Origin of the sequence: Kaistia defluvii, assembly GCF_040548815.1 — a bacterium.
Classification (GTDB): domain Bacteria; phylum Pseudomonadota; class Alphaproteobacteria; order Rhizobiales; family Kaistiaceae; genus Kaistia; species Kaistia defluvii_A.
This window is the reverse complement of sequence record NZ_JBEPSM010000001.1, coordinates 37,225-60,875: the sequence shown is the minus strand read 5'-3', so window position 1 is coordinate 60,875 and position 23,651 is coordinate 37,225. Positions and strand designations below refer to the sequence as shown.

At 66.6% G+C, this 23,651-nt stretch carries 23 protein-coding genes and 1 riboswitch; of the genes, 13 read left to right on the top strand and 10 right to left on the bottom strand.

The window, feature by feature from the left end:
* Nucleotides 1–34 precede the first annotated feature (34 nt).
* Together ABIE08_RS00325 and ABIE08_RS00320 are read left to right on the top strand one after the other, a co-directional pair.
* Nucleotides 35–496: an Rrf2 family transcriptional regulator gene (locus tag ABIE08_RS00325; protein WP_266332956.1), complete on the top strand. Its 462-nt coding sequence runs from the start codon at nt 35–37 to the stop codon at nt 494–496.
* Entirely contained in the window at nt 486–1,394 is a 909-nt protein-coding gene (locus ABIE08_RS00320) for an NAD(P)/FAD-dependent oxidoreductase (RefSeq protein ID WP_354547900.1), read from the top strand. The genes ABIE08_RS00325 and ABIE08_RS00320 overlap by 11 nt, the downstream gene beginning before the upstream one ends.
* A gap of 71 nt (nt 1,395–1,465) precedes the next feature.
* On the opposite strand, the gene ABIE08_RS00315 is transcribed toward ABIE08_RS00320, so the two are convergent.
* Entirely contained in the window at nt 1,466–2,590 is a 1,125-nt protein-coding gene (locus ABIE08_RS00315; RefSeq protein ID WP_354547898.1) for a site-specific DNA-methyltransferase, read from the bottom strand.
* A gap of 199 nt (nt 2,591–2,789) precedes the next feature.
* On the opposite strand from ABIE08_RS00315, the gene ABIE08_RS00310 reads away from it, so the two are divergent.
* The 4 genes from ABIE08_RS00310 to ABIE08_RS00295 all read left to right on the top strand — a co-directional run bounded on the left by ABIE08_RS00310 (nt 2,790) and on the right by ABIE08_RS00295 (nt 6,128).
* Complete coding sequence (locus tag ABIE08_RS00310; protein ID WP_354547896.1) at nt 2,790–4,229, top strand: vWA domain-containing protein; 1,440 nt, start codon at nt 2,790–2,792, stop codon at nt 4,227–4,229.
* Between the two features lie 198 nt (nt 4,230–4,427).
* Nucleotides 4,428–5,108: an HAD family hydrolase gene (locus tag ABIE08_RS00305; RefSeq protein WP_354547895.1), complete on the top strand. Its 681-nt coding sequence runs from the start codon at nt 4,428–4,430 to the stop codon at nt 5,106–5,108.
* Nucleotides 5,109–5,124: 16 nt separating this feature from the next.
* On the top strand, nt 5,125–5,706 hold the full coding sequence (locus tag ABIE08_RS00300) for a biotin transporter BioY (RefSeq protein ID WP_354547893.1): 582 nt from the start codon (nt 5,125–5,127) through the stop codon (nt 5,704–5,706).
* Nucleotides 5,703–6,128: a DUF1284 domain-containing protein gene (locus ABIE08_RS00295; protein WP_354547891.1), complete on the top strand. Its 426-nt coding sequence runs from the start codon at nt 5,703–5,705 to the stop codon at nt 6,126–6,128. The genes ABIE08_RS00300 and ABIE08_RS00295 overlap by 4 nt, the downstream gene beginning before the upstream one ends.
* A gap of 3 nt (nt 6,129–6,131) precedes the next feature.
* On the opposite strand, the gene ABIE08_RS00290 is transcribed toward ABIE08_RS00295, so the two are convergent.
* From ABIE08_RS00290 to ABIE08_RS00265, 6 genes are all read right to left on the bottom strand, one after another.
* Nucleotides 6,132–7,079, bottom strand: a complete 948-nt coding sequence (locus ABIE08_RS00290; protein ID WP_354547890.1) for a formyltransferase family protein — start codon at nt 7,077–7,079, stop codon at nt 6,132–6,134.
* 205 nt (nt 7,080–7,284) lie between these two features.
* Entirely contained in the window at nt 7,285–8,865 is a 1,581-nt protein-coding gene (gene gcvPB, locus ABIE08_RS00285) for an aminomethyl-transferring glycine dehydrogenase subunit GcvPB (RefSeq protein ID WP_354547888.1), read from the bottom strand.
* A complete protein-coding gene (gene gcvPA / locus ABIE08_RS00280; RefSeq protein WP_354547886.1) occupies nt 8,862–10,205 on the bottom strand; it encodes an aminomethyl-transferring glycine dehydrogenase subunit GcvPA in 1,344 nt (447 codons plus the stop codon). Before gcvPA ends, gcvPB begins: the two co-directional genes overlap by 4 nt.
* Nucleotides 10,206–10,288: 83 nt before the next feature.
* Nucleotides 10,289–10,660, bottom strand: a complete 372-nt coding sequence (gene gcvH, locus ABIE08_RS00275; protein ID WP_354547885.1) for a glycine cleavage system protein GcvH — start codon at nt 10,658–10,660, stop codon at nt 10,289–10,291.
* Between the two features lie 25 nt (nt 10,661–10,685).
* Nucleotides 10,686–11,834, bottom strand: coding sequence for a glycine cleavage system aminomethyltransferase GcvT (gcvT, locus tag ABIE08_RS00270; RefSeq protein WP_354547883.1), 1,149 nt, complete (start codon nt 11,832–11,834; stop codon nt 10,686–10,688).
* Nucleotides 11,835–12,011: 177 nt separating this feature from the next.
* A riboswitch (glycine riboswitch) is annotated at nt 12,012–12,108 on the bottom strand.
* A gap of 167 nt (nt 12,109–12,275) precedes the next feature.
* The gene (locus ABIE08_RS00265) at nt 12,276–12,881 is read right to left on the bottom strand and encodes a hypothetical protein (RefSeq protein ID WP_354547881.1); all 606 of its coding nucleotides are present in this window, start codon (nt 12,879–12,881) and stop codon (nt 12,276–12,278) included.
* 213 nt (nt 12,882–13,094) lie between these two features.
* Here ABIE08_RS00265 and thrC point away from each other — a divergent pair, with 213 nt between their 5' ends.
* The 4 genes from thrC to ABIE08_RS00245 all read left to right on the top strand — a co-directional run bounded on the left by thrC (nt 13,095) and on the right by ABIE08_RS00245 (nt 19,557).
* The gene (thrC, locus tag ABIE08_RS00260; protein ID WP_354547880.1) at nt 13,095–14,501 is read left to right on the top strand and encodes a threonine synthase; all 1,407 of its coding nucleotides are present in this window, start codon (nt 13,095–13,097) and stop codon (nt 14,499–14,501) included.
* A gap of 41 nt (nt 14,502–14,542) precedes the next feature.
* Nucleotides 14,543–15,817, top strand: a complete 1,275-nt coding sequence (locus ABIE08_RS00255) for a M16 family metallopeptidase (RefSeq protein ID WP_354547878.1) — start codon at nt 14,543–14,545, stop codon at nt 15,815–15,817.
* Between the two features lie 129 nt (nt 15,818–15,946).
* Entirely contained in the window at nt 15,947–16,534 is a 588-nt protein-coding gene (locus tag ABIE08_RS00250) for a GNAT family N-acetyltransferase (RefSeq protein WP_266332941.1), read from the top strand.
* Nucleotides 16,535–16,668: 134 nt separating this feature from the next.
* Nucleotides 16,669–19,557 carry an EAL domain-containing protein gene (locus tag ABIE08_RS00245; RefSeq protein ID WP_396307401.1) on the top strand — a complete coding sequence of 963 codons (2,889 nt, stop codon included), beginning with the start codon at nt 16,669–16,671 and terminating at the stop codon, nt 19,555–19,557.
* Between the two features lie 46 nt (nt 19,558–19,603).
* Here ABIE08_RS00245 and ABIE08_RS00240 read toward each other — a convergent pair whose 3' ends face one another.
* Entirely contained in the window at nt 19,604–20,497 is an 894-nt protein-coding gene (locus ABIE08_RS00240; RefSeq protein ID WP_354547876.1) for a hypothetical protein, read from the bottom strand.
* Between the two features lie 78 nt (nt 20,498–20,575).
* On the opposite strand from ABIE08_RS00240, the gene ispH reads away from it, so the two are divergent.
* The 3 genes from ispH to rnhA are packed head-to-tail and all read left to right on the top strand — an operon-like array spanning nt 20,576 to nt 22,987.
* Nucleotides 20,576–21,544: a 4-hydroxy-3-methylbut-2-enyl diphosphate reductase gene (ispH, locus tag ABIE08_RS00235; protein WP_354547874.1), complete on the top strand. Its 969-nt coding sequence runs from the start codon at nt 20,576–20,578 to the stop codon at nt 21,542–21,544.
* A gap of 10 nt (nt 21,545–21,554) precedes the next feature.
* A complete protein-coding gene (locus ABIE08_RS00230) occupies nt 21,555–22,520 on the top strand; it encodes a homoserine kinase (protein WP_354547873.1) in 966 nt (321 codons plus the stop codon).
* Entirely contained in the window at nt 22,517–22,987 is a 471-nt protein-coding gene (gene rnhA, locus ABIE08_RS00225) for a ribonuclease HI (RefSeq protein WP_354547871.1), read from the top strand. The genes ABIE08_RS00230 and rnhA overlap by 4 nt, the downstream gene beginning before the upstream one ends.
* Here rnhA and ABIE08_RS00220 read toward each other — a convergent pair.
* Together ABIE08_RS00220 and ABIE08_RS00215 are read right to left on the bottom strand one after the other, a co-directional pair.
* A complete protein-coding gene (locus ABIE08_RS00220; RefSeq protein ID WP_354547869.1) occupies nt 22,974–23,381 on the bottom strand; it encodes a type II toxin-antitoxin system VapC family toxin in 408 nt (135 codons plus the stop codon). The two genes, rnhA and ABIE08_RS00220, sit on opposite strands and share 14 nt — an antisense overlap.
* Nucleotides 23,382–23,383: 2 nt before the next feature.
* Complete coding sequence (locus ABIE08_RS00215) at nt 23,384–23,650, bottom strand: type II toxin-antitoxin system Phd/YefM family antitoxin (protein ID WP_354547868.1); 267 nt, start codon at nt 23,648–23,650, stop codon at nt 23,384–23,386.
* Nucleotide 23,651: the final 1 nt, after the last annotated feature.

Genomic DNA, 23,651 nt, shown 5'->3' with positions numbered 1-23,651 from the left:
ACAGTCTCGCATCTCATGTAACATTATTTGTTTCATGAGACACGACAGCAGACTTTCGGGCGTCCTGCACGTCCTCCTTCATATGCTCGAGGCCGGCGAGCCGATCACCTCCGAGCACCTGGCCGAGATGATGTCGACCAATCCGGTCGTCGTCCGCCGCATCATGGCTGGGCTTCGCGATGCCGGCTTCGTCCATTCGGAAAAGGGCCATGGCGGCGGCTGGACCGTCACCTGCGACCCCGCCCAGGTCACGCTCGACGACATCTATGTCGCGCTCGGCTCGCCGCCGGTCTTCGCGCTCGGCCACCGCTCCGAAAACCCGGCCTGCCTCGTCGAGCAGGCCGTCAACGCCTCGCTGGAGAGCGCCTTCCACGACGCCGAGCAGCTTCTGCTGAAGCGCCTCGGCGAGGTGACGCTTGCTGCCCTCTCCGCCGATTTCCACCAGCGCTACCTCGCCAAGCGGGGCACGAAGAAGGACATCAGCCATGCCGTATGACGCCATCATCATCGGCGGCAGCTATGCCGGCCTTTCCGCCGCCATGCAGCTCGCCCGCGCCCGGCGCTCCATCGCCGTCATCGACAGCCACACGCCGCGCAACCGCTTCGCCGCCGCCTCGCATGGCTTCTTCGGCCAGGATGGCGCCGCGCCCCGCGCCATGATCGCCCAGGCGTGCGAAAAGCTTCTCGCCTATCCGAACGTGCATTTCGTCGACGGCACGGCGATCCATGCCGAGGCGGTCCCCGCCGGCTTCGCGATCGATCTCGGCCAGGGCGACAGGCTCGAAGCCGCCAAACTGGTGCTGGCCTTCGGCGTCGTCGACGAGCTTCCCGACCTTCCGGGCCTGGCCGGCAAATGGGGCAAGTCGGTGCTGCACTGCCCCTATTGTCACGGCTACGAGTTCAAGGGGCAGCGGCTCGGCGTGCTCAACGTCATGGAAAAATCGGTGCATCAGGCGCTGATGATCCCGGACTGGGGTCCGACGACCTTCTTCGTCCATGGCGGCGCGATGCCGGATGCCGAGACGCTGGAGAAGCTTCGCCGCCGCGATGTCGTGATCGAACCGGCGCAGGTCGTGGCCCTGGAGGGAACCGAGACGGATCTTTCCGGCGTGCGTCTCGAGGATGGCCGGGTGATCGAGCTCGATGCGCTCTTCACCGGCTCGCGTACGCGAATGGCGAGCGGAATCGCCGAGCAGCTCGGCTGCGCCTTCGAGGAAGGCATGCTGGGGCCCGTGATCCGCACCGACGCCATGAAGATGACGACGGTGCCGGGCGTCTACGCCGCCGGCGACATTGCGCGCGGCATGCACAACGCGACCTTTGCCTCGGCCGACGGCGTCATGGCCGGCACGGCAGCGCACCAGGCGCTGATATTCGAACCGCTGGCGGCCTGATCCGGGATCGGATCCAGGACGCCAGCGGCTTGTCAGGACACCGCGAGACCCGAGGGCCTCGCGGCGTCGGCTCAGCCTCCGGCTGCAGCCAGTTCATCGCGGACGATCTTCCGGAGATCGTCGATCGAAGTCAGTCGCCCATTGTGGTGGACGTGCCAGAACGTCCAGCCATTGCAGGCGTCGAAACCCTGTACCAGCGCGCCGACCCGGTGGATCGAGCCCATCATGGCGCCGGATTCCAACGAGGCGTCGGCCCGCACGCGAGCCTGGTGGCGGCCGCGGGAATCGGTAAGCACGGCGCCCGGCACGATCAGGCCGCGCTCCAGCAGCGTGCCGAACGGAATGCGCGGCTCGGAACGCTTGCCCTTGAGCAGTTCGAGGGCAGCGGCCGGCGCGGTCTCGACGGCATCGATGCGGGCCTGGGCCGCGTCGATATAGGCCTGCTCGCGCTCCACGCCGACGAAATGGCGGCCGAGGCGCTTGGCGACGGCGCCGGTCGTGCCCGAGCCAAAGAACGGATCGAGGATGACGTCGCCGGGCTTCGACGAGGCCAGCATGACGCGGGCGAGCAGCGCTTCCGGCTTCTGCGTCGGGTGAACCTTGTGGCCGTCGCCATCCTTCAGGCGCTCGCCGCCGGTGCAGATCGGGAGCAGCCAGTCGGAACGCATCTGGACGTCGTCGTTGAAGGCCTTCATGGCCTCATAGTTGAAGGTGTATTTCGAGCCCTGCCCGCGCGAGGCCCAGATCATGGTCTCATGCGCATTGGTGAAGCGCTTGCCGCGGAAGTTCGGCATCGGGTTGGCCTTGCGCCAGACGACGTCGTTCAGGATCCAGAAGCCGAGATCCTGCAGCATCGCGCCGACGCGGAAGATGTTGTGGTAGGAGCCGATGACCCAGAGCGCGCCATCCGGCTTCAGCACGCGGCGCACCGCCAGCAGCCAGGCGCGGGTGAAGGCGTCATAGGCCTCGAAGCTGTCGAACTTGTCCCAGTGATCATCGACCGCGTCGACGACCGAATGATCCGGACGGGTCAGACCGCCCTCGAGCTGCAGATTGTACGGCGGATCGGCAAAGACGAGATCGACCGACGCGGAAGGCAACTTCTCCAGCGCGGCAATGCAATCGCCCTTGATGATGGTATCGAGCCAGGGTGCCTGGTTCGCGACCTCGATCGGCTTCCGCGCAAGTGCCTTCATTTCCCAACTCCCCAACGCAACGAAACATGCGCCTATGGTTAGCGAACAGGGTGAAGGACCCGTTACGAAGCATGGTTAATCAATTGTAAGCGCACGAAATTGCACGTTTTTGCCGGCTTCGACATCGTTTCGCCGAAAGTCTTGGTTTATGGTTCGGCGTCGAAAGGGCCCGGCGCCGGGCCGCACCATCGAGGCCATCATGATCCGCGGTTTTCTTGCCCTGCCGGCTGCGCTGGCTCTTCTTTGCGCGACCAGCGTCAGCGTGCTCGCCGACGACGTGATGCTCGTGATCGACGCATCCGCCTCGATGGCCGGCAAACTTGGCCGCGACCGGAAAATCGATCTCGTCGCCGATAGCGTCGAGACGGCGGTCGCCGACTTCCCGACGGAAGCGCGGATCGGCGTGCTTGCCTTCGGCGCCAAGAGCAAGACCAGCTGCACCGACGCCGAAGTCGTCGCGCGGCCCCAGCGCAACAACAACGAGATCGTCGCCGCGGCCGCCGCCAAGCTGCAGCCGCGCGGCAAGGCGCCGCTCGCCGTCGCGGTCGAGCGCGCCGCCAACGCGCTCGACTACAAGAAGGAGCGCGCCACCGTCATCGTCTTCGTCGACAAGGTGGAGGCCTGCGATGCCAATCCCTGCGTGCTGGCGGAATCGCTGGCCGAGCGGGCAAAGGACCTGACCGTAGAGGTGATCGGCCTCGGGCTCGACGACAAGGACATCGAGAGCGTCGCCTGTCTCGCCGAGAAGACCGGCGGCAAGTTCATCAATGCCAAGGACGGCACCGACGTGGCTGGCGGCCTCGCCGCGGCCCTCGCCTCGGCCAAGGCGCCGCCGCCCAACCTGCCCTCCGCCCATATCGAAGCGCCGGCCAAGGTGATCCAGTCGGCCGTCTTCGACGTCGCCTATGACGGCCCCAAGGCCAAGGGCGACCGCGTGCAGATCGTCTGGCCGGGCCTGCCGGCGGGATCGGAAATCCGCAGCGTGCTGGTCGCCAAGGACGGCAAGATCCGCAAGCTGCGCGCCCCGGCCGAGCCCGGAACCTACGAGATCCGCTATTACCATCCCGAGCTCAACGTGATCCTGGCGACGCAGTCGATCGAGGTCGATGTCCGGCCGACCACGGTCACCGCACCGGACCGCGTCGGCGCCGGCGCGCCCTTCAGCGTCGCCTGGTCCGGACCGGCCGCCGCTTCCGATGTGATCGAGATCGCGCCGGAGGCCGCCAGCACGAAGCTCGCCGCGATCAGCGTCAACAAGGACGGCCGCGCCCTCACCTTCACGGCGCCGATCGCGCCGGGACGCTACGAAGTGCGCTACCGCTCGGCCGCCGACCAGACGATCGCCGCCAAGGCCGGCTTCACGGTCGATGCGCCGTCCGCGTCGCTGAACGGCCCGGCAACCGCCAAGCCCGGCAGCGAGATCAAGGTCGACTGGAAGGGTCCGGCGGCTCGCTTCGACGACGTCGTCGTCGCTCGCGCCGAAATGCCGGCCGGCGAGCATGTCACGCTGGCGCGCATCCGCCCCGACCGGCCGACCGTCGCGATCACCGTGCCCGCCGAGCCCGGCAGCTACGAACTGCGCTACATTGCCGGCGATGGCACGGCAATCTTCGCCCGCGCTCCGCTCACGGTGCGCTAGAGGCCGCAACCGAGCCCTTTTTCAGCGCGGATCGGAACGAGACAGTTTCGCCGCGATCTGATAGAGAGCCCGCGTATTTGACCGGCGAGATCGCGTCCCGCACCCGATCCCGCCCTCGCCCTGTCCTGCAACGCGCGATCCACGTCCGAACCGTTCGCGACGCTTCGAGATCCGCTCAGACTGACCGGAAGGTCCTTCATGCTTGTTCTTTTCGATTGCGACGGAGTGCTCGTCGATTCCGAAATCATCTCCTCGCGCGTCGACAGCGAGCGGCTCGCTGGCATCGGCTACGACATCTCGGTCGAGGAAATGTCGCACCGCTTCGCCGGCCTCACCTGGGACCGCATCTCCAAGCTGATCGAGGCGGATCTCGGCCATGCGCTGCCCGAGAACTTCCATGAGGAGACCAACAAGGAGCTCGACCGCCGGCTCGCCAAGGACCTGCAGATCATCCCCGGCGTGCAGGAGATGCTCGATGCGCTCGACTACCCGCGCTGCATCTGCTCCAACTCCTCGCCCGAGCGGCTGAAGATCTCGCTGACCAAGACCGGGCTCTACGACCGCTTCCGCCCCTACATCTTCTCGGCCGTCGCCGTCCGCAACAAGCAGCCGAAGCCGTCGCCCGACGTCTACCTGCATGGCGCGGCCGAATTCGGCGTCGACCCCAGGGACTGCATCGTCATCGAGGACTCGACCCACGGCATCCATGCGGGACGCGCGGCCGGCATGCGCGTGGTCGGCTTCACCGGCGGCACCCATTCTTGGCCCGGCCATGCCGACGCCCTGACGGCTGCGGGCGCCATCACGGTCATCAACCGTATGCGCGACCTGCCGGCCACGATCGAGGCGCTCGCCGCCTGGCACCCTGAAGACGTCTGATCGGCGGGAGTTCGACGTGACCGACACCCAGTCGTCCGCCTTCGTGCCTTTGCTGGCCGCCAAGCGCTCGCCGACGCAGATCGCGGTGCTCGTCGCCTGCGGTGCACTGTTCCTCGCGGCGTCGTCCTACATCGCGGTGCCGATGGTGCCGGTCCCGGTGACGATGCAGACCTATGCGGTCATGCTCGTCGGCGCGCTGGCCGGCTGGCGCTACGGCGCGCTGATCGTGCTGGTCTGGCTGGCAGCCGGCCTCGCCGGCTTGCCGGTGCTTGCCGGCGGCGCCGGGGGCCTTGCGCCCTTCACCGGGCCGACCGCCGGCTATCTCGCAAGCTTTCCCTTCGCCGCCGCCTTCTGCGGCTGGATCGCCGAGCGAGGCTGGACGAGGCGGGTCGCGTGGTCCTTCGCGGGCTTCCTGCTGGCGCAGGCGATCTGCCTGGTACCGGGCGCGCTGTGGCTTTCGACCTTCGTCGGCCCTGCCAAGGCCCTGGCGTTCGGTGTCACGCCGTTCCTGGTCGGCGCGGTGATCAAGGCGGCGCTCGCGGTCTGCACCCTCGTCGTCATCGAAAGGCTCGCCGTCGGGCGTGCCTCGGCGCCTTGACCGTCCGGCTGCGCGCCCATCACCTGCTCTGCATGCTGACCTATGTCGGCAAAGGCTACACGCCGGCCTTCTGCACCAATTACGACGCGATCACGGCGCGGCTGACGAGCGGCGAGGACATCGAGATCGTTGCCGGCCCGGACGATGTCTGCGCGCCCCTGCTTTCGACGGACGACCCGCATTGCCACAATGACAGCGTACCGGTCCGCGACGCGGAAGCCGCGGCGGCTGTCTCCGCCCTCTTGGAAACGCCGGTCTCCGACGGCTTCCGCCTCTCGCTCGATGCCATGACGCTTACCCGCTTCCAGGCCGCCTTTGCCGCCGGCACGACGCGGACGGCCTGCGGCGGCTGCGAGTGGTCGGAACTCTGTGACAGTGTCGCCGCAGGCGGGTTCCACGGCACCCGGCTGTCGAAAACCTGAGCGTTATCCGGCCGGCGGCGCGACCGGGCTTCGCCGCAGCCGCATGAAGAACCGCCAGCGCTCCAGCCGCCGCCAGCCGCTCCAGCGCAGCCGCACGCGCACGCGGGCATCCGATGCGTCGAACTGGCCGGAGAACCGCCGGGCACGCGGTGGCTCGCCCGTCCTCGGCCCCAGCACGCGGTCGAACCCGATCGCGTCGCGTCCCGGCAGGTCCCGCACGGCGGGCGGCCGGAAATAGGGCATCATCCCGCAGCGCCAGGCGATCTCGTCGGCCGTCAGATCCGACGAGACGACAAACGACTTGGCCGGAACCACCTTCACATAGGATGCCGCGGCCTCGTCCTGCGGACGGGCATCGATCCTGCCCTCCAGGAAGGCCGGAATCTGATCGACCAGCCTGGCGGCAGCATGGGCGAGCGCGACGGCGTAGCTGTCCGCGGGCGGCTCCTTCGGAAAGGCTACCGGCGTCTGCGCGACGATCGCACCCGTGTCGAAATTGGCGTCGAGCAGATGCAGCGTTGCGCCTGCCGCATCCGTCGCACGGTCAAGGATCATGCCCGGCAGCGGCGTCGGCCCCCGGTAGCGCGGCAGCAGCGAGGGGTGGATGTTGAAGGCACGGCCGGGAAAGAGATCGAGCAGGTCGGGCGGAATGAGATGATGGAAATAGGCCGAGATCAGCACATCGGCCCTCGCCTCTCGCGCAAGACGCACCCGCTCCGGATAGAGGCGGAGGCTCGGGACCTCAATGATCGGCACTCCCGCCGCCCTGAGCTGGCGGCCGATCGACCATTGCGGCGCGACCCGCCCGAGCTTCCGGTCGAACCGCCAGAGGTCCTCCTTGCCCGATGCCGTCCAGAAGGCCGCGATCGTGTGGCCGTTGGCCAGCCAGCGCGCGACGATCGCCGCCGGGGCGACCGACGGGCTGCCCAGGAAAAGTGCCGTCAGCGCCACGCGAGCCCTCCCGGTCCAGGAACCGGCGGCTTCCCGAGCCGCCGGTTTACACAACGGCAACGCACCGTTACCGTTGCGCTACCGAAGCAGGAGCACAGTATGACACCGATCCGCAAACCCTACGCCAAGCCCGTCCTGACGAAGGGCGAAGCGCTGGGCGCCATCGCCGCGATCTCGCCCCAGAGCAACGGCAAGGGCTGACGCCCTATTCCGCCGCGGCCGCCTCCACCCACGGCTCCGGCTTTTCCCATTTGAGCTTGGGCGACCGCGCGGCGCGCGTCTCGTCCAGGCGGCGGCGCGGCGCATAGCGCGGCGCCTGCTGGAAGCGCTCCAGTTCTCCGGCCTTCGCCCTCATCACCAGATCCCGCAACGTCGCGATGAACAGGTCCAGCGAGGCCTTGGATTCCGATTCCGTCGGCTCGATCAGCATCGCGCCATGCACGACGAGCGGGAAATACATCGTCATCGGGTGATACCCCTCGTCGATCATCGCCTTGGCGAAATCGAGCGTCGAGACGCCGGTGCCTTCCAGGAAGGTGTCGTCGAACAGCACCTCATGCATGCAGGTGCGGTCCCCCGAAGGCTGGCTCATCAGGTCGCGCAGGCCGGCGCGGACATAATTGGCGTTGAGCACGGCATCCTCCGACGCCTGCTGCACGCCGTCCGAGCCATGCGACAGCATGTAGGAAAGCGCGCGGACGAACATGCCCATCTGGCCATGGAACGCCGTCATGCGGCCGAAGGGCGTCTCTCCCGGCAGCAGCGCTTCCTCGCTCTCGACGAGAACCGGGCCATCCTCCCCTGCCCGTACGAAGGGCAGCGGCGCGAAGGCCGCGAGACGCTCGGAGAGGACGACCGGACCCGCGCCCGGACCGCCGCCGCCATGCGGCGTGGAGAAGGTCTTGTGCAGGTTGATGTGCATCGCGTCGACGCCGAGATCGCCGACCTTGGCCTTGCCGACGATGGCGTTGAAATTGGCGCCGTCGCAGTAGAAATACGCGCCCGCCGCATGGATCGCCGCGGCGATCTCGACGACGTCGCGCTCGAACAGGCCGCAGGTGTTGGGGTTGGTCAGCATGATCGCGGCGACATCGGGCGAGAGCAGCGCCTTGACCGCCTCCGGCGCAACGGTGCCATCCGGCCTAGCGGGGACGGTGACGACCTTGAAGCCGATCAGGGCGGCGGTGGCCGGATTGGTGCCATGCGCCGATTCCGGCACTAGCACGATGTTGCGCGTCTCGCCCTTGGCGGCGATGGCGGCCTTGATCGCCATCATGCCGCAAAGCTCGCCATGCGCCCCGGCCTTGGGCGACAGGGCGACCGAGGTCATGCCGGTCATTTCCAGCAGCCAGCGGCCAAGCTCGGCCATCAGTTCGACCGCGCCGCCGACCGTCGAGAGCGGCTGCAGCGGATGCACGTCGCCGATGCCGGGCAGTCGCGCCATCTTCTCGTTGAGGCGCGGATTGTGCTTCATCGTGCACGAGCCGAGCGGATAGAGGCCGCTATCGATGGAGTAGTTCTTCTGGCTGAGGCGCACATAGTGGCGCATCGTTTCCGGCTCGGAGAGGCCGGGAAGATCGATCGGCTGCTGGCGGGCGAGCTTGCCGAGGCGCGGCTTGAAGTCGGCGGGTTCGTCGAGATCGACGCCGGTGACGTCATGCCGTCCGACCTCGAACAGCAGCGCTTCCTCGATCTGAAGGGCGCGGTTGCCGGTGAAGGTATCAGGCAGGTCGGAGGTCGCTGCGGTGGCGGCGACGGTGGGGCGACCCTGGCTGTTCATGCTCATGCGAGCACCTCCGAAAGCGCGGCCACGAAGGCGGCGCGGTCATCATCCGTGTTCACTTCGGTCGAGGCGACGATCAGCAGATCGGCGAGTTCGGCCTTGCCGGGCTCGAGCCTGGAGACCGGCACGCCGGCGAGCACACCCTTGTCCACCAGCTTCTCGACGATATCAGCGGCGTTGCCCGGCAGGCGGATGGTGAACTCGTTGAAGAACGAGTCATTCAAGAGACTTACGCCCGGCAGCGCAGAAAGCGATTCAGCGAGCTTCACCGCATTGGCATGATTGACCCGGGCCAGCCGCGCCAGGCCCGTCTGGCCGAGCAGCGTCATATGGATCGTGAACGCCAGGGCGCAAAGCCCTGAATTCGTACAGATATTCGAGGTCGCCTTGTCGCGGCGGATGTGCTGCTCGCGGGTCGACAAGGTCAACACGAAACCGCGCCGACCTTCCGCGTCGACCGTCTCGCCGCAGAGCCGACCCGGCATCTGGCGGACGAATTTCTGGCGCGTCGCGAACAGGCCGACATAGGGGCCGCCGAAGGAGAGCGCATTGCCAATCGACTGGCCTTCGCCGACGACGATGTCCGCTCCCTGCGCGCCCGGAGGCTCGATCAGGCCGAGCGAAACGACCTCGGTGAAGACGGCGATCAGCAGCGCGCCGACCTCATGCGCCTTCGCCGCGATCGGCGCGAGATCGATCAGGTGGCCAAAGACGGAGGGGGACTGCACGACGACGCAGGACGTGTCGGCATCGATCGAGGCGAGAATGTCCTCGGTCGCGCCCGGATCGGCCGGCAGCGACAGGACCGTGTCTCCGGCCATGGGCGAGAGCGATTCGACGACGGCGCGATAGTGCGGGTGCAGGCCGCCGGAGAGCACGGCCTTCTTCCGCTTGGTCAGGCGATGCGCCATCAGCACGGCTTCGACCGTCGCGGTAGAGCCGTCATACATCGAGGCGTTCGCCACCTCCATGCCGGTCAGATGCGCGATCTGGGTCTGGAATTCGAACAGAACCTGCAGCGTGCCCTGGGTGATCTCCGGCTGATATGGCGTGTAGGAGGTCAGGAATTCCGAACGCTGGATCAGGTGGTCGACGGTCGCCGGCACATGGTGCTTGTAGGCGCCGGCGCCGACGAAGAACGGCACCGAGGACGCCGAGACGTTGCGGGCCGAAAGGCGGCCGAGCGTGCGCTCGACGGACATTTCTCCAGCAGCCTTGGGCAGGTCCAGCCCGTGGACGCGAAGGTCCTTGGGAATATCGGCGAACAGATCGTCGATCGAGCCGACGCCGATCGACGCCAGCATCGCCTGCCGGTCGACATCGGAATGGGGAAGATAGCGCATTGCCTGGTCTTTCCTTCACCTCTCCGCTCGCGGGAAAGGTCGACGGCGCCGCCGTCGGGGAGGGTTTCGGGGCGGTCGTTCCGCTACAGGGTCTCGACGAATGCCCGGTAGGCGGCCTCGTCCATCAGGCCGTCCAGTTCGCTGGGCTCGGTCAGCGTCAGCTTCAGGAACCAGCCGTCGCCTTCGGCGGCGTCGTTGATCATGGCGGGCGACTTTTCCAGGGCGTCATTGACGGCAACCACGACCCCGGAGACGGGGGCGTAGACGTCGCTGGCCGCCTTGACGGATTCGACCACGGCCGCGTCGTCGCCCTTGGCGAAGGTCTTGCCGACGGCGGGAAGCTCGACATAGACGACGTCGCCCAGTTGCGACTGTGCGTAGTCGGTGATGCCGACATAGGCCGCGTCGCCATCGATGCGGACCCACTCGTGATCCCTGGTGAAATAGCTGGTCATGGTGATCTTCCCTGGAAGGTGCCGTTCAGGCTTGCTTGCGGAAATAGCGGTGGGGAACGAAAGGCATGGCGACGACGGACGCAGCAAGATCCTTGCCGCGCACCACCAGGGTCACCGGCGTGCCGGGCGCGGCATGCTCGGCCGCGACATAGCCCATGGCGACGGGTCCGCCGGCCGTCGGGCCGAAACCGCCCGAGGTGACGATGCCGATGGTGGTGCCGGCCGCATCACGGATCTCGGTGCCCTCGCGGGCGGGCGCCCTGCCCTCTGGCTTGATGCCGACGCGCAGCCGCGCCGGACCGGAGGCGAGTTCGCCCAGGATGCGCCCGGCGCCTGGAAAGCCGCCCTCCGCGCGACGGCGCTTGGCCAGCGCGAAGCCGAGATCGGCCTCGACCGGCGAGGTCGCCTCGTCGATGTCGTGGCCATAGAGGCAGAGGCCGGCTTCGAGCCGCAGCGAATCGCGCGCGCCGAGACCGACCGGTTCGACCTCGGGTTCGGCCAGCAGCGCACGGACCAGCGCCTCGGCGTCGGCCGACCTTACGGAGATCTCGTAGCCGTCCTCGCCGGTATAGCCAGAACGGCTCAGATGGCAGTCTATGCCGTCGACGGCGAAGCGCGCCGCCGTCATGAAGCCCATTCCGGCCGCTTCCGGGCAATGGCGCGCCATCACCTCGGCCGCCTTCGGTCCCTGCAGCGCCACCAGCGCCAGGTCGTCGGCCGGCTCCAGCGTGACGCCTTCCGGCAGGTTGGCGGCGATATGGGCGTAATCGATCGCCTTGCGGCCGGCATTGACGACCAGATAGAGCGTGCCGTCCTCGTTGGGATCGGCGGAGCGCGTGACCATCAGATCGTCGATGATGCCGCCTTCCGGCGTCGTCAGCAGCGTGTAGCGGATGCGGCCGGGCGCCAGCGCCTGGAATTCGCCCGGCGTCAGCGCCTCGAGCGCGCGCGCCGTCGTCGCATGGTCCGGGCCGACCAGATAGGCCTGCCCCATATGCGAGACGTCGAACAGGCCGGCGCTTTCGCGCGTCCAGTTATGTTCGGTGAGGATGCCCTTGGGGTATTGCACCGGCATCGCATAGCCCGCGAAGGGCACCATGCGGGCGCCGAGTTCGCGATGGAGGCCGGCAAGCGGCGTCTCGAGCAGAAGGTCCGTATCGGCCTGTTCAGCCATGCACCAGAATCCTCGACAGGGTCCAAATGGCACGGGCAGGCCCAATCTGGCCTGTTCCGCGCCCCCTCTGTCTGAGAACCTGAGAGATTTCCCACGCTTGGCCGTAAGGCAAACGCGGCTACTCCTTCGGTGAGCCCTTGCCTGATGATGGCAAGAAGCTGCTTTCCAGAGCGTCGCCGACCGTCCGGTCCGTTGGCCTGAGAGTTTCCGGGGCGGTTGCTCCTTCGGCGCCGACGGGGCTTTCACCCCTTCGGTCTCTCCCGGCGGTCGTTCAGCCGGCGACCATGGCCACCGACTCGACAGGATCGCGACACGGATCCTGCCTGGCTCGTTAGTGGCGGATACCGGGCATGCCTGTCAATCGACGGAATGCCCGGAGCTGCCTCAATACTGGACAAATGCCAGAAGCCGGACCCGGAGCCCGGCTTCGGGAGGCCGCCCTTAGCTGCGACCCTTGCCGCCCGCCGCACGCTCGTCGAAGCCGACATAGACGTGGAAGTCGGTGTTGTTTTCCGACAGCGGCACGGTGATCGATTCGTCGATGCGCGAGAAGTCGGACGCGAAGGTCGGGGCCGACAGAACGACCGGCAGCTTCACCAGATCGGACTTCAGCACCTTGTCGCGGCCTTCCATGACCACGATGCGAATCGGCACGTTGATGGTCTGCGCCTTGCCGGCGGGACCGGAGGCGACGCGGCCCTTGATTCCGAGCTTGATGTTGACGCCACCCTCGACCTTGCGGCATTCGCGCGCCGTGTCGATGATCGTCGCCTGATAGACGACCGGCGGATTGGCGCCCGTCAGCGGGTCCGGCTTGCCGGCCGCGAAAACCTTGAATTCCTCGGTCCCCGGCTTGATCGCCACCGGCGGACAGTCGACGTCGGCGCCGAAATTCGCGGCCGAAACGATCGTCGCATTCTGCAGGTTCTTGTTCGGCGCGCCGAAGATCGCGTTGTTGACGACGTTACCGCCGCCGGACGAACCATCGGCGACGCTCGAGCAAGCGGAAACCAGGCCAGCCAAGGTGGCGACCGATAGAAGAGCCATGAGGCGGCGCGGCCCAGCCGAGCCACCGAAAGAAGAACCATGCATCCCAATAATCCTCGACGCTGATGCGCGACGTCTATAACAGTCCGATTGATCTTTGGCGACTTAGTGGCCGACGGCCCGCCGCACCTTGCCCGCCGCATCACGCGAAGATAGGGTTGCAGCAAAGAGCGGCCGGCTACAAGTCCGGCCGCATGTGGAGGCGTTTCTTCCGTGAAATATGTAAGCACGCGCGGTCTTGCCCCCGCGCTCGGCTTCTCTGACGTTCTTCTGGCTGGGCTCGCACGCGATGGCGGCCTGTATGTCCCCGAGACATGGCCGGCATTTTCTTCCGAGAGCTTCGCGCGCCTGGCAGGGCGGCCCTATCACGAGGTTGCCTATGCGGTGATCCATCCATTCGTCGCCGGCGAAATCGCCGATGCCGATCTGGAACGGATGTGCACCGAGGCCTATGCGACCTTCCGCCACCCGGCGGTGGCGCCGCTCGTGCAGAGCGGCCCGAACAGCTTCATCCTCGAGCTGTTCCACGGCCCGACGCTGGCGTTCAAGGACGTGGCGATGCAGCTGCTCGCGCGGCTGATGGACCATGTCCTGGCCGAACGCGGCCAGCGCGCCACCATCGTTGGGGCGACTTCCGGCGACACGGGCGGCGCCGCCATCGAGGCGTTCCGCGGGCGCAACGCGACCGATATCTTCATCCTGTTCCCGCATGGCCGCGTCTCTCCGGTGCAGCAGCGCCAGATGACGACGGTGCGGGATGCCAACGTTCATGCCATTGCGCTCCAGGGCTCGTTCGACGACTGCCAGACGATCGTGAAGGGCCTGTTCAACGACCACGGCTTCCGCGACCGCGTCTCGCTTTCGGGCGTCAACTCGATCAACTGGGGCCGCATCGTCGCGCAGGTGGTCTATTACGTCACCGCCGCGCTCTCGCTCGGCGCGCCGGCGCGTACGATCTCGTTCACGGTCCCGACCGGCAATTTCGGCGACGTCTTCGCCGGCTATGTCGCGAAGAAGATCGGCCTGCCGATCGACCGCCTGGTGATCGCGACCAACACCAACGACATCCTCGCCCGCACGCTGGAAAGCGGCCGCTACGAGATGACCGGCGTGGTGCCGACGCAGTCGCCATCGATGGACATCCAGATCTCGTCGAATTTCGAGCGCCTGCTGTTCGAGGCGACCGGCCGCGACGGCGACGGCGTGCGCCGCCTGATGGACAGCCTCGGCCAGTCCGGCGCGTTCACCATGCCCGAGGCCGCGCTGGCCGGCATTCGCAGCGAATTCGCCGCCGGCTGCGCCAGCGAAGCCGAGACCGAGGCGACCATGCGCGACACGCTGGCCTCGACCGGCTATCTCGCGGATCCGCACACGGCGGTGGCGCTCGCCGTGGCGGCGCGCCAGCTCAATACGGGCTCGCCGATGGTCACGCTCTCGACCGCCCATCCGGCCAAATTCCCGGCGGCGGTCGAACAGGCGACCGGCATCCATCCCGCCCTGCCGCTCTGGCTCAGCGACCTCATGCAGCGGGAGGAGCGCTTCACCGTTCTTCCCAACGATATCGGTGCCGTCGCCCGCTTCGTCGAAGCCCGCGCCCGCGCTCTCCACGAGAAGGTGTGAAGCATGGCTCTGGAAGCATTCCTCATGCCGGTGATCCGCGCATGACCGTGCAGGTGACCAAACTCAAGTCGGGTCTGACCGTCGCGACCCACGACATGAATCACCTGGAAAGCGCGGCCTTGGGCGTCTGGGTCGGCGCGGGCTCCCGCCGGGAAGAAACCTCGGAACACGGAATTTCGCACCTTCTCGAGCACATGGCCTTCAAGGGCACGCGCAAGCGGTCCGCGACCGACATCGCCGAGGAAATCGAGGCCGTCGGCGGCGAACTCAACGCCGCGACCAGCGTCGAGACGACCTCCTACTACGCCCGGATCCTGAAGCCGGACGCCGAACTGGCCGTCGACATTCTGAGCGACATTCTCTGCAATTCGGCCTTCGACACCGACGAGCTGAAGCGCGAGCAGCACGTCATCGTGCAGGAGATCGGCGCCTCGCTCGATACGCCGGAAGATCGCGTCTTCGATTTCTTCGTCGAGAGTGCCTATCCCAACCAGCCGATCGGCCGCACCATCCTCGGCACCGAGGAAACCGTGCGCCGCACGCGTTCGAGCGACCTCTCCTCCTATCTCGACCGCCATTATCACGGCCCCAACATGGTGCTGGCCGCGGCCGGCAATGTAGATCACGACGCCCTGGTCAAGCTCGCCGACGATCGTTTTGCCAGCCTGCCAGCGGCGGAGCTGTCGCAGAGCGAGCCGGCGCATTACCGCGGCGGCGAGATGCGCGAGACCCGCGACCTGATGGAAGCGCAGATCCTGCTCGGCTTCGAGGGCGTGCCCTACAAGTCCGAGGATTTCCACGCGGTCCAGATCCTCGCCTCGATGCTGGGCGGCGGTATGTCCTCCCGTCTGTTCCAGGAAGTCCGCGAAAAGCGCGGCCTCTGCTATTCGGTGTACGCCTTCCATTGGAGCTTCGCGGATACCGGCCTGTTCGGCATCCATGCGGCGACGGGCGGCGAGGACATCGAGGAGCTGATGCCGGTGATGCTCGGCGAACTCGAGCGCGCCAGCCTCGACGTTACCGAGGCGGAGCTTGGCCGAGCCCGCGCCCAGATGCGCGCCAGCCTGCTGATGAGCCTGGAGAGCCCGGCGGCGCGTGCCGGCCAGGTCGCCAGGCAGTTGCTCCTGTTCGGCCGCCCCATTCCGGTCGAGGAGATCGTCGCCCGCATCGACGACGTCTCCGTCACCCGGGTGCGCGACCTTGCGCAGCGCATCTTCACCGGCAGCGCGCCGACGGTCGCCGCAATCGGCCCCATCGACAAGCTGGTCGAGCATGGCAAGATCGCGGAGCGCCTGGGAGCGCCGCTCGCGGTCTGACGGATGGACGGACGGTTGTGGCGGATCGGGGCATCCCGGCCGCCGGAACCGGGAATAAACGACCAGATCGATCCCGGACGGATTTATCTGGAAGGCAAGCAACGCGGATCGGGGGGCCCGGCGCGGCAAATGGAATTCTTGCGATCCGTCGTGCCGTTCCATCCCATGCCGGTGATCTCCACCGGCACCGTCGTCCTGCGCGCACCCTCCATGTCCGATTTCGACGCCTGGTCGAGCCTGCGGGAACAGAGCCGCAGCTTCCTGGCGCCATGGGAGCCGCTCTGGCCGGCCGACGACCTCACGCGCGGCGCCTTCCGCCGGCGGCTGCGCCGCTATCACAGCGAGATGCGCGACAGCACCGGCTTCCCTTTCCTCGTCTTCACCACCGACGGGATGCAGCTCGTCGGCGGGCTGACGCTATCCCATGTCGTGCGCGGCGTGACGCAGAGCTGCTCGCTCGGCTACTGGATGGGCGCTCCCTTTGCCGGCCGCGGCCTGATGACCGCGGCGGTCCGCGCCGTCATCCCCTTCGTTTTCGATACCTTGCGCCTGCACAGGCTCGAAGCCGCCTGCCTGCCGCATAACGCGGCATCCACACGCCTTCTCGAAAAAGCCGGATTCACCCGCGAAGGCTATGCGCGTCGCTATCTCTGTATCGAGGGTCGGTGGCAGGACCACCTCCTCTACGCGATCGTCAGCGATGATCCACGTCCTTGAGACACCGTGCTTCGTCGGGCCCCACCCGACTGGGCGAAAGGAACTGTTGCAAGCCTGTCACGCAGCCGAAAATTTCTTGTGCTGCCCCGGCCCGGATAGTACTGCTCGACTGCCTTCGGGCCTTGGAGGTTTGTTTGTTGCTTAACCGCTTCGTCGCCGCGGTCCTGTTCGTCCTGTTTGCGGTCGTCGGCACAGCCACGCACGTGCAGGCGCTCGATGCTGTCAACGTGCCGCTCGACGGCACGACGCTCGACCTGACCAAGGCCGTCGAACGCGCTTCCCGTGACCCGTCCGATCGCGTGCAGGTATCGACCGCGCCGGGCCCGGACGGCATCGTCCGCCGCATCGAAGTGCGCTCCAACGAAGCCGGCGGCACCTCCTACTGGGTCTCCTTCGCGCTCACCAACAATGGCGACGAGCAGATCGACCGCCTCCTGGTCGCGCCGCATTTCCGCCTCGCCAATTCCGGCCTGCTGATCCCCGATCTCGGCGCCTCGCGCATCGCGACCGTGACGCCGAGCCAGGGTTTTGCGCCGGAACGGCAGGCGAGCCAGGAAGCCGACGTCTTCCGCGTCACGCTCGACCCCGGCGCCGTCGTCACCTTCGTGGCGGAACTGCGCACCCCGGTGCTGCCGCAGCTATATCTCTGGGATCCCGACAACTACAAGGACGCCATCAACAGCTACACGCTGTATCATGGCATCGTGCTGGGCATTTCCGGCCTGCTGGCGCTGTTCCTGACCATCGTCTTCGTGGTCAAGGGCACGGCGATGTTCCCCGCCACGGCGGGCCTCGCCTGGTCGGTGCTGATCTATCTCGCCATCGATTTCGGCTTCTGGAACAAGGTCATTCAGATCGCGCCGGGCGACGACAAGATGTGGCGCGCCTTCGCCGAGGTGCTGCTGTCTGCGACGCTGCTGATCTTCACCTACACCTATCTGAACCTGAACCGATGGCACGCCCGCTACAGCCACGCGACGATCGCCTGGCTGGTCGGCCTGCTGATCCTGCTCGGCGTTGCCGTGTTCGAGCCCGGCATCGCCGCCGGCGTCGCCCGCTTCTCGTTCGGCCTGACGGTGACGCTCGGCTTCGTCGTCATCATCTACCTGGCGCTGCATCACTACGACCGCGCCATCATGCTGATCCCGACCTGGGTGCTGCTGATGGTGTGGATCCTCGGCGCCTATCTGACGGTGAACGGTAACCTCACCAACGACGTGATCCAGCCCGCGCTAAATGGCGGCCTCGTGCTGATCGTGCTGCTGATCGGCTTCACGGTGATGCAGCATGCCTTTGCGGGCGGCTCGATCGCGCAGGGCGCCATCGGCGAGACGGAGCGCCGGGCGCTTGCGCTTACCGGCGCCGGCGACATCGTCTGGGACTGGGACGTCGCGCGCGACCGCATCTATACCGGCTCCGACGCCGAGGACCTGCTGGGCCTCAAGCACGGCGCGCTGGAAGGCCCTGCCCGCGACTGGCTCGACGTGCTGCATCCTTCCGACCGCGACCGCTTCAAGGCGACGCTGGACGCCGTCATCGAGCAGCGCCGGGGGCGCATCGCCCAGGATTTCCGCCTCCGCGCCGAGGATGGCCATTATCGCTGGTTCCACCTCCGCGCCCGCCCCGTTCTGGGCTCGGATGGCGAAGTCACGCGCTGTGTCGGCACGCTGGCCGATGTCACCGAGGAACGCACGGCCGAGGAACGGCTGCTGCATGACGCTGTCCACGACAACCTGACCGGCCTGCCCAATCGCGAGCTGTTCATGGACCGTCTGGCTTCGGCCGTGACGCGCACCCAGGCCGAAGGCGCCGCGCGCCCGTCGGTGTTCGTGCTCGACATCGACCGCTTCAAGCAGGTCAATGACGGCTTCGGCCTCTCGGTCGGCGACTCGATCCTGCTGACGATCGCCCGCCGCCTGACCCGCCTGCTGAAGCCGCAGGACACGCTCGCCCGCATCTCCGGCGACCAGTTCGCCTTCCTGCTTATTTCCGAGAGCGAGCCCGAGCGCATCGCCGGCTTCGCTGATTCGGTTCGCCGCACGCTGCGCGCGCCGATCTCGTTCGGCGACAAGGAAATCTTCCTGACCGCCTCGATCGGCATCGCCATGCATGACAGCAAGCAGAGCGAGGCCGCCGAGATCGTCAAGGATGCCGAGATCGGCATGTATTACGCCAAGCGCCTGGGCGGCGACCGCATCGAGGCGTTCCGCCCGGCGCTGCGTCAGCACGGCGCCGACACGCTGACGCTCGAGGCAGACCTGCGCCGCGCCATCGGACGCGAGGAGATCAAGGTTCTTTACCAGCCGATCGTGCGGCTGGAAGACAGGACCATCGCCGGCTTCGAGGCTCTGGTGCGCTGGGACCATCCCCAGCACGGCCGCATCCCGCCGGCGGAGTTCATCCCGCTCGCCGAGCGCAACGGCCTGATCATCCCGCTCGGCCTGTTCGTGCTCGAACGCGCCGCCAAGCAGCTTTCGGACTGGCAGGAACAGCTCGGCCGCGACGTGCCGCTGTTCGTCTCGGTCAACATCTCCAGCCGCCAGCTGCTGCGCCACGACCTGATCAACGACGTGAAATCGGTGCTGTCGCGCTCCGCCGTCACGCGCGGTTCGCTCAAGCTCGAGTTGACCGAAAGCCTGGTGATGGAGAATCCGGAATATGCGGCGCAGGTGCTGACCCGCATCCGCGAACTGGGCGCCGGTCTGTCGCTGGACGATTTCGGCACCGGCTATTCGTCCCTGTCCTATCTGCAGCGCTTCCCCTTCGAGACGCTGAAGATCGACCAGAGCTTCGTCCGCGGCCCCTCCGCCAAGCAGAAGCGCGTGATTCTCCGCGCCATCATCGGCCTGGCGCATGAGCTGGAGATGGACGTGGTGGCCGAGGGCGCGGAGACAGAGGACGACGCGCTCGACCTCTACGATCTCGGCTGCGAGTTCGCCCAAGGCTTCCTGTTCGGGCAGCCGATGACGGCCCCGGAAGCGGGCAAGCTGATCTTCCGCGAAGAAGAGGCGATGATCGCCTGAGGCGACGTCGCCCGAGGCCGGCGTTCCCGCCAGCTGCGGCAATCGATCAGGCGACCTGGCGCTCTGCCATGCCGGAAACATGCTCCAGCACCTGTTCGCGCAGGTGCATCAGTTCGGCGTCGTCCGTGACGCGGGCCAGGAGCTTCTGCTCGCGGTCGTCGAGCTGGCTGTGCCGCGACAGGCGCCGGGCAATGGCATCCTCGCCGAGCGGCGACAGGCCCTCGAACGAGCTGCCGCCGCCTTCGACGGCCACGCGGTACAAGGCCCCTTCGTCCGGCACCAGCCGAAGCCGCGCGGCGATGGCCGCGCGATAGGCGGCATCGACGACCCAGCGGTCGTAATAGACCCCGACATGGCCCGGCAGAAGATGGGTGTGGCCAAGAAATTCGCCTGCATGCGATTTCCAGAGTTCGATCGAGTTCTGGAAATAATCGTCCGCCCGGTCCTTGCCATAGAGGACATGCATGCCGTTGCTCATGCGGATCCGGCTGGCAAACATGTTGAGTGGGTCTCGCAGCAGCAGGATGTGCTGGCAGCGGCGCGGCCAGGGTGTGAAGATCGGCTTGTCGATCGGCCAGTCTTCCAGGCTCACGCAAAGGCCGCGGGTAAGAAGCTTCCAACCGGTCTTGCGCAGCATGCGGCGGACATAGCGACGGGCGCAAACGCGCGGAAACCAGTGCAAGAAGGCCTTGGTGGGAAACGGATCGCCGAGCAAGGCGGGCACCTGCTCGCGCTGCAGGATGTCGTTCATGAAGAAGGTGGACTCGGTCAGACCGCTCCAGTTGAGAACGACGTGGTTGCCGCTCCGCCTCATCCCGTGAAAAGCCCATGTCTGCATGGAAGCTGCCTCATCGTGCTGCCCCCACCCCAAACCAAAATGGGCAAGAATTATCGATAAGGCTACCAACCCATACACGTTTCCGTGAACGACTACACGCAAGCGGTTTGCCCTCACGGCGCTTGACAGCGCACCGCCCCATCCCTCTATTCCCGTCTCATGTCGCGGAACGAAAAACCCATGGCCGTCGCCCCCAAGCCCCCGCTCGAAATCCTGCTTTGCGCGCCGCGCGGCTTCTGCGCCGGAGTCGATCGCGCGATCCAGATCGTCGAGCTGGCGCTGCAGCGTTTCGGTGCGCCGGTCTATGTCCGGCACGAGATCGTGCATAACCGCTATGTCGTCGACAGCCTGCGCGACAAGGGCGCTGTTTTCGTCGAGGAACTGGACGAGATCCCGGATGACGGCCAGCCCGTCGTCTTCTCCGCGCATGGCGTGCCCAAATCCGTGCCGGCCGACGCCACGGCGCGACAGATGTTCTTCCTCGATGCCACCTGCCCCCTGGTTTCCAAGGTGCACAAGGAAGCGCAGATCCATTTCAAGCGCGACCGCGAGATCGTCTTGATCGGCCATGCCGGCCATCCGGAAGTGATCGGCACGATGGGCCAGTTGCCGGAAGGCACCGTGACGCTGATCGAGACGGTGGCCGACGCCGAGGCCTTCCAGCCCAAAAATCCGGAATCGCTCGCCTTCATCACGCAGACGACGCTGTCGGTCGATGACACCTCGGCGATCGTGCGGGTGCTGACGGCGCGCTTTCCCTCGATTTCCGCGCCGCACAAGGAAGATATCTGCTACGCGACCACCAACCGCCAGGAAGCGGTCAAGCGGATCGCCGGCGATGTCGATGCGATGATCGTCGTCGGCGCACCCAATTCGTCGAACTCGCAGCGCCTGCGCGAGGTCGCCGAGCGCGAGGGCTGCGCCGTCTCTGTGCTGATCCAGCGCGCCGCCGACATCGACTGGTCGCAGCTCGACGGCATCCGCCGCGTCGGCGTCACTGCCGGCGCCTCGGCGCCGGAAATCCTGGTCGAGGAAGTGATCGACGCCTTTGCCGCGCGCTACAGCGTCAAGGTCGAACTCGTCCAGAACGCGATCGAGACGATCGCCTTCAACCTGCCCCGCGAACTTCGCCTTCCAGCCGCAGAATGAGCTTTGCCTGATGGCCGTCTATACCGAGATCGCTGACGATGAGCTCGCCTGCTTCATCGCGAGCTACGACATTGGCTCCGTGCTCTCCCTGAAGGGCATCGCCGAGGGCGTCGAGAATTCCAACTATCTTCTCGTCACCGAAACCGGCCCCCACATCCTGACGCTCTACGAGAAGCGGGTTGATCCGAACGACCTCCCCTTCTTCATCGGGCTGATGGAACATCTGGCGAAGCGCGGCATCATCTGCCCGCAGCCGGTGCGCAACCGCGAGGGACAGGCGCTCGGAACGCTCGCCGGCCGGCCGGCGGCGATCGTCACCTTCCTGCCGGGCATGTGGGTGCGCCGGCCGCGCGCCGACCATTGCCTGGCGATCGGCGGGGCGCTGGCGAACCTGCACATCGCCGGCGAGGGCTTCGAGCTCACCCGCCACAACGCGCTCACGGTCGATGGCTGGCGGCCGCTGTTCGACCGCGCTGCGGCGCGCGCCGACGAAGTGATGCCGGGCCTTCGCGACGACATCGCGGGCGAGCTCGACCTGCTGGAAGAGACCTGGCCGACAGACCTGCCGCGCGGCGTCATCCACGCCGATCTCTTCCCCGACAACGTCTTCTTCCTGCATGAGGAATTGTCCGGGCTGATCGACTTCTATTTCGCCTGCAACGATTTTCTCGCCTATGACGTCGCCGTCTGCCTGAACGCCTGGTGCTTCGAGTCCGACGGCTCGCTCAACGTCACCAAGGCGCGCGCGCTGCTCGCGGGTTACCAGAAGGTCCGCCCCTTCACGCCCGAGGAACTGCAGGCGCTGCCGCTGCTGGCGCGCGGCTCGGCGCTGCGCTTCCTGCTGACCCGTCTCTATGACTGGCTCAATGTCCCACCCGGCGCGCTGGTCGCGCCGAAAGATCCGCTTGAATATCTGCGAAAGCTGCGTTTCCACCGCACGGTGCAAAATGCCAGCGCATATGGATTGATCCTTTGACTGACGAAAACAAGATCTCGATCTGGACCGACGGCGCATGCTCGGGCAATCCCGGCCCCGGCGGCTGGGGCGCCGTGCTGATTTCCGGCGAGCACGAAAAGGATCTGAAGGGCGGCGAGGCCGACACGACCAACAACCGCATGGAGCTGACGGCGGCGATCGAGGCCCTCGACGCACTGAAGCGTCCTTCCGTCGTCGATATCCATACGGACTCGCAATATGTGAAGGGCGGCATCACCGGCTGGATCCATGGCTGGAAGCGCAATGGCTGGAAGACCGCCGACAAGAAGCCGGTGAAGAACATCGACCTCTGGCAGCGCCTCGACGCGGCCCTGCAGCGTCACACGGTGACCTGGCACTGGGTGAAGGGACACGCCGGCAACGAGGTCAACGAGCGTGCCGACCAGCTCGCCCGCGACGGCATGGCGCCCTACAAGGTGAAGAAGAAGAGCTTCAGCCCGGGCTGATCGCCGCGTCCCAAAGACGCCGGACGCCGAAGCGATCATAGAAGGTCTCGTTCGACACCAGCACGATGTCCTCGATCAGCGCTTGGGCGATGAGGATCCGGTCGAACGGGTCGGCGTGCGCTCCGGCGAAGGTCTCCGCCCGCGCCGCGTGCTGGATGGTGATCGGCAGCCGTCCGAAACCGGCCTCTTCGATCTCGTCATCGACATGGTCCGCCAGCCGCTGCATGGCCGGCAGAATCCCGATCCGGCGCTTGCCCAGCAGTTCCAGCACCGAGGCGGCGCTGACCAGAGGATCATTGCCCGCGTCGGCGATGGCCGCGCGCGCCGGCAGCGAAAGGCGCGGGCTGCCCATCATCCACCAGAACCAGGTCTGCGTATCGAGAAGCAGCTTCATCGCTAGTGATCCCACTGCGCCGATTCGGAAGGCGGATAGGGATCGAAGAAGCGATCGTCGAAATCGATTAGGCCGCGTAGCCGGCCGGGAACACGCGGAGGGCGAAGCGAAGCGCCATCCGCGGGAGGCGCAAGCGGAACAATCCGGGCGACCTCGGTATTGCCGCGCATCAAGACCACATCCTCCCCTGCCAGCGCCTGTGCGACAAGCCTGGAGAGGTTGGTCTTCGCTGCGTGCATCTTGACCCGTATCATGGCGCGGAAACCCATC

Coding starts and splice junctions, on each gene's coding strand:
- gcvPA (WP_354547886.1), bottom strand. CDS start 10,205: ATGCGCTATCTTCCCCATTCCGATGTCGACCGGCAGGCGATGCTGGCG.
- ABIE08_RS00320 (WP_354547900.1), top strand. CDS start 486: ATGCCGTATGACGCCATCATCATCGGCGGCAGCTATGCCGGCCTTTCC.
- ABIE08_RS00325 (WP_266332956.1), top strand. CDS start 35: ATGAGACACGACAGCAGACTTTCGGGCGTCCTGCACGTCCTCCTTCAT.
- ABIE08_RS00215 (WP_354547868.1), bottom strand. CDS start 23,650: ATGGGTTTCCGCGCCATGATACGGGTCAAGATGCACGCAGCGAAGACC.
- ABIE08_RS00305 (WP_354547895.1), top strand. CDS start 4,428: ATGCTTGTTCTTTTCGATTGCGACGGAGTGCTCGTCGATTCCGAAATC.
- gcvH (WP_354547885.1), bottom strand. CDS start 10,660: ATGACCAGCTATTTCACCAGGGATCACGAGTGGGTCCGCATCGATGGC.
- ABIE08_RS00310 (WP_354547896.1), top strand. CDS start 2,790: ATGATCCGCGGTTTTCTTGCCCTGCCGGCTGCGCTGGCTCTTCTTTGC.
- ABIE08_RS00220 (WP_354547869.1), bottom strand. CDS start 23,381: ATGAAGCTGCTTCTCGATACGCAGACCTGGTTCTGGTGGATGATGGGC.
- gcvT (WP_354547883.1), bottom strand. CDS start 11,834: ATGGCTGAACAGGCCGATACGGACCTTCTGCTCGAGACGCCGCTTGCC.
- gcvPB (WP_354547888.1), bottom strand. CDS start 8,865: ATGAGCATGAACAGCCAGGGTCGCCCCACCGTCGCCGCCACCGCAGCG.
- ABIE08_RS00230 (WP_354547873.1), top strand. CDS start 21,555: ATGGCCGTCTATACCGAGATCGCTGACGATGAGCTCGCCTGCTTCATC.
- ispH (WP_354547874.1), top strand. CDS start 20,576: ATGGCCGTCGCCCCCAAGCCCCCGCTCGAAATCCTGCTTTGCGCGCCG.
- ABIE08_RS00255 (WP_354547878.1), top strand. CDS start 14,543: ATGACCGTGCAGGTGACCAAACTCAAGTCGGGTCTGACCGTCGCGACC.
- ABIE08_RS00265 (WP_354547881.1), bottom strand. CDS start 12,881: ATGGCTCTTCTATCGGTCGCCACCTTGGCTGGCCTGGTTTCCGCTTGC.
- ABIE08_RS00315 (WP_354547898.1), bottom strand. CDS start 2,590: ATGAAGGCACTTGCGCGGAAGCCGATCGAGGTCGCGAACCAGGCACCC.
- ABIE08_RS00250 (WP_266332941.1), top strand. CDS start 15,947: ATGGAATTCTTGCGATCCGTCGTGCCGTTCCATCCCATGCCGGTGATC.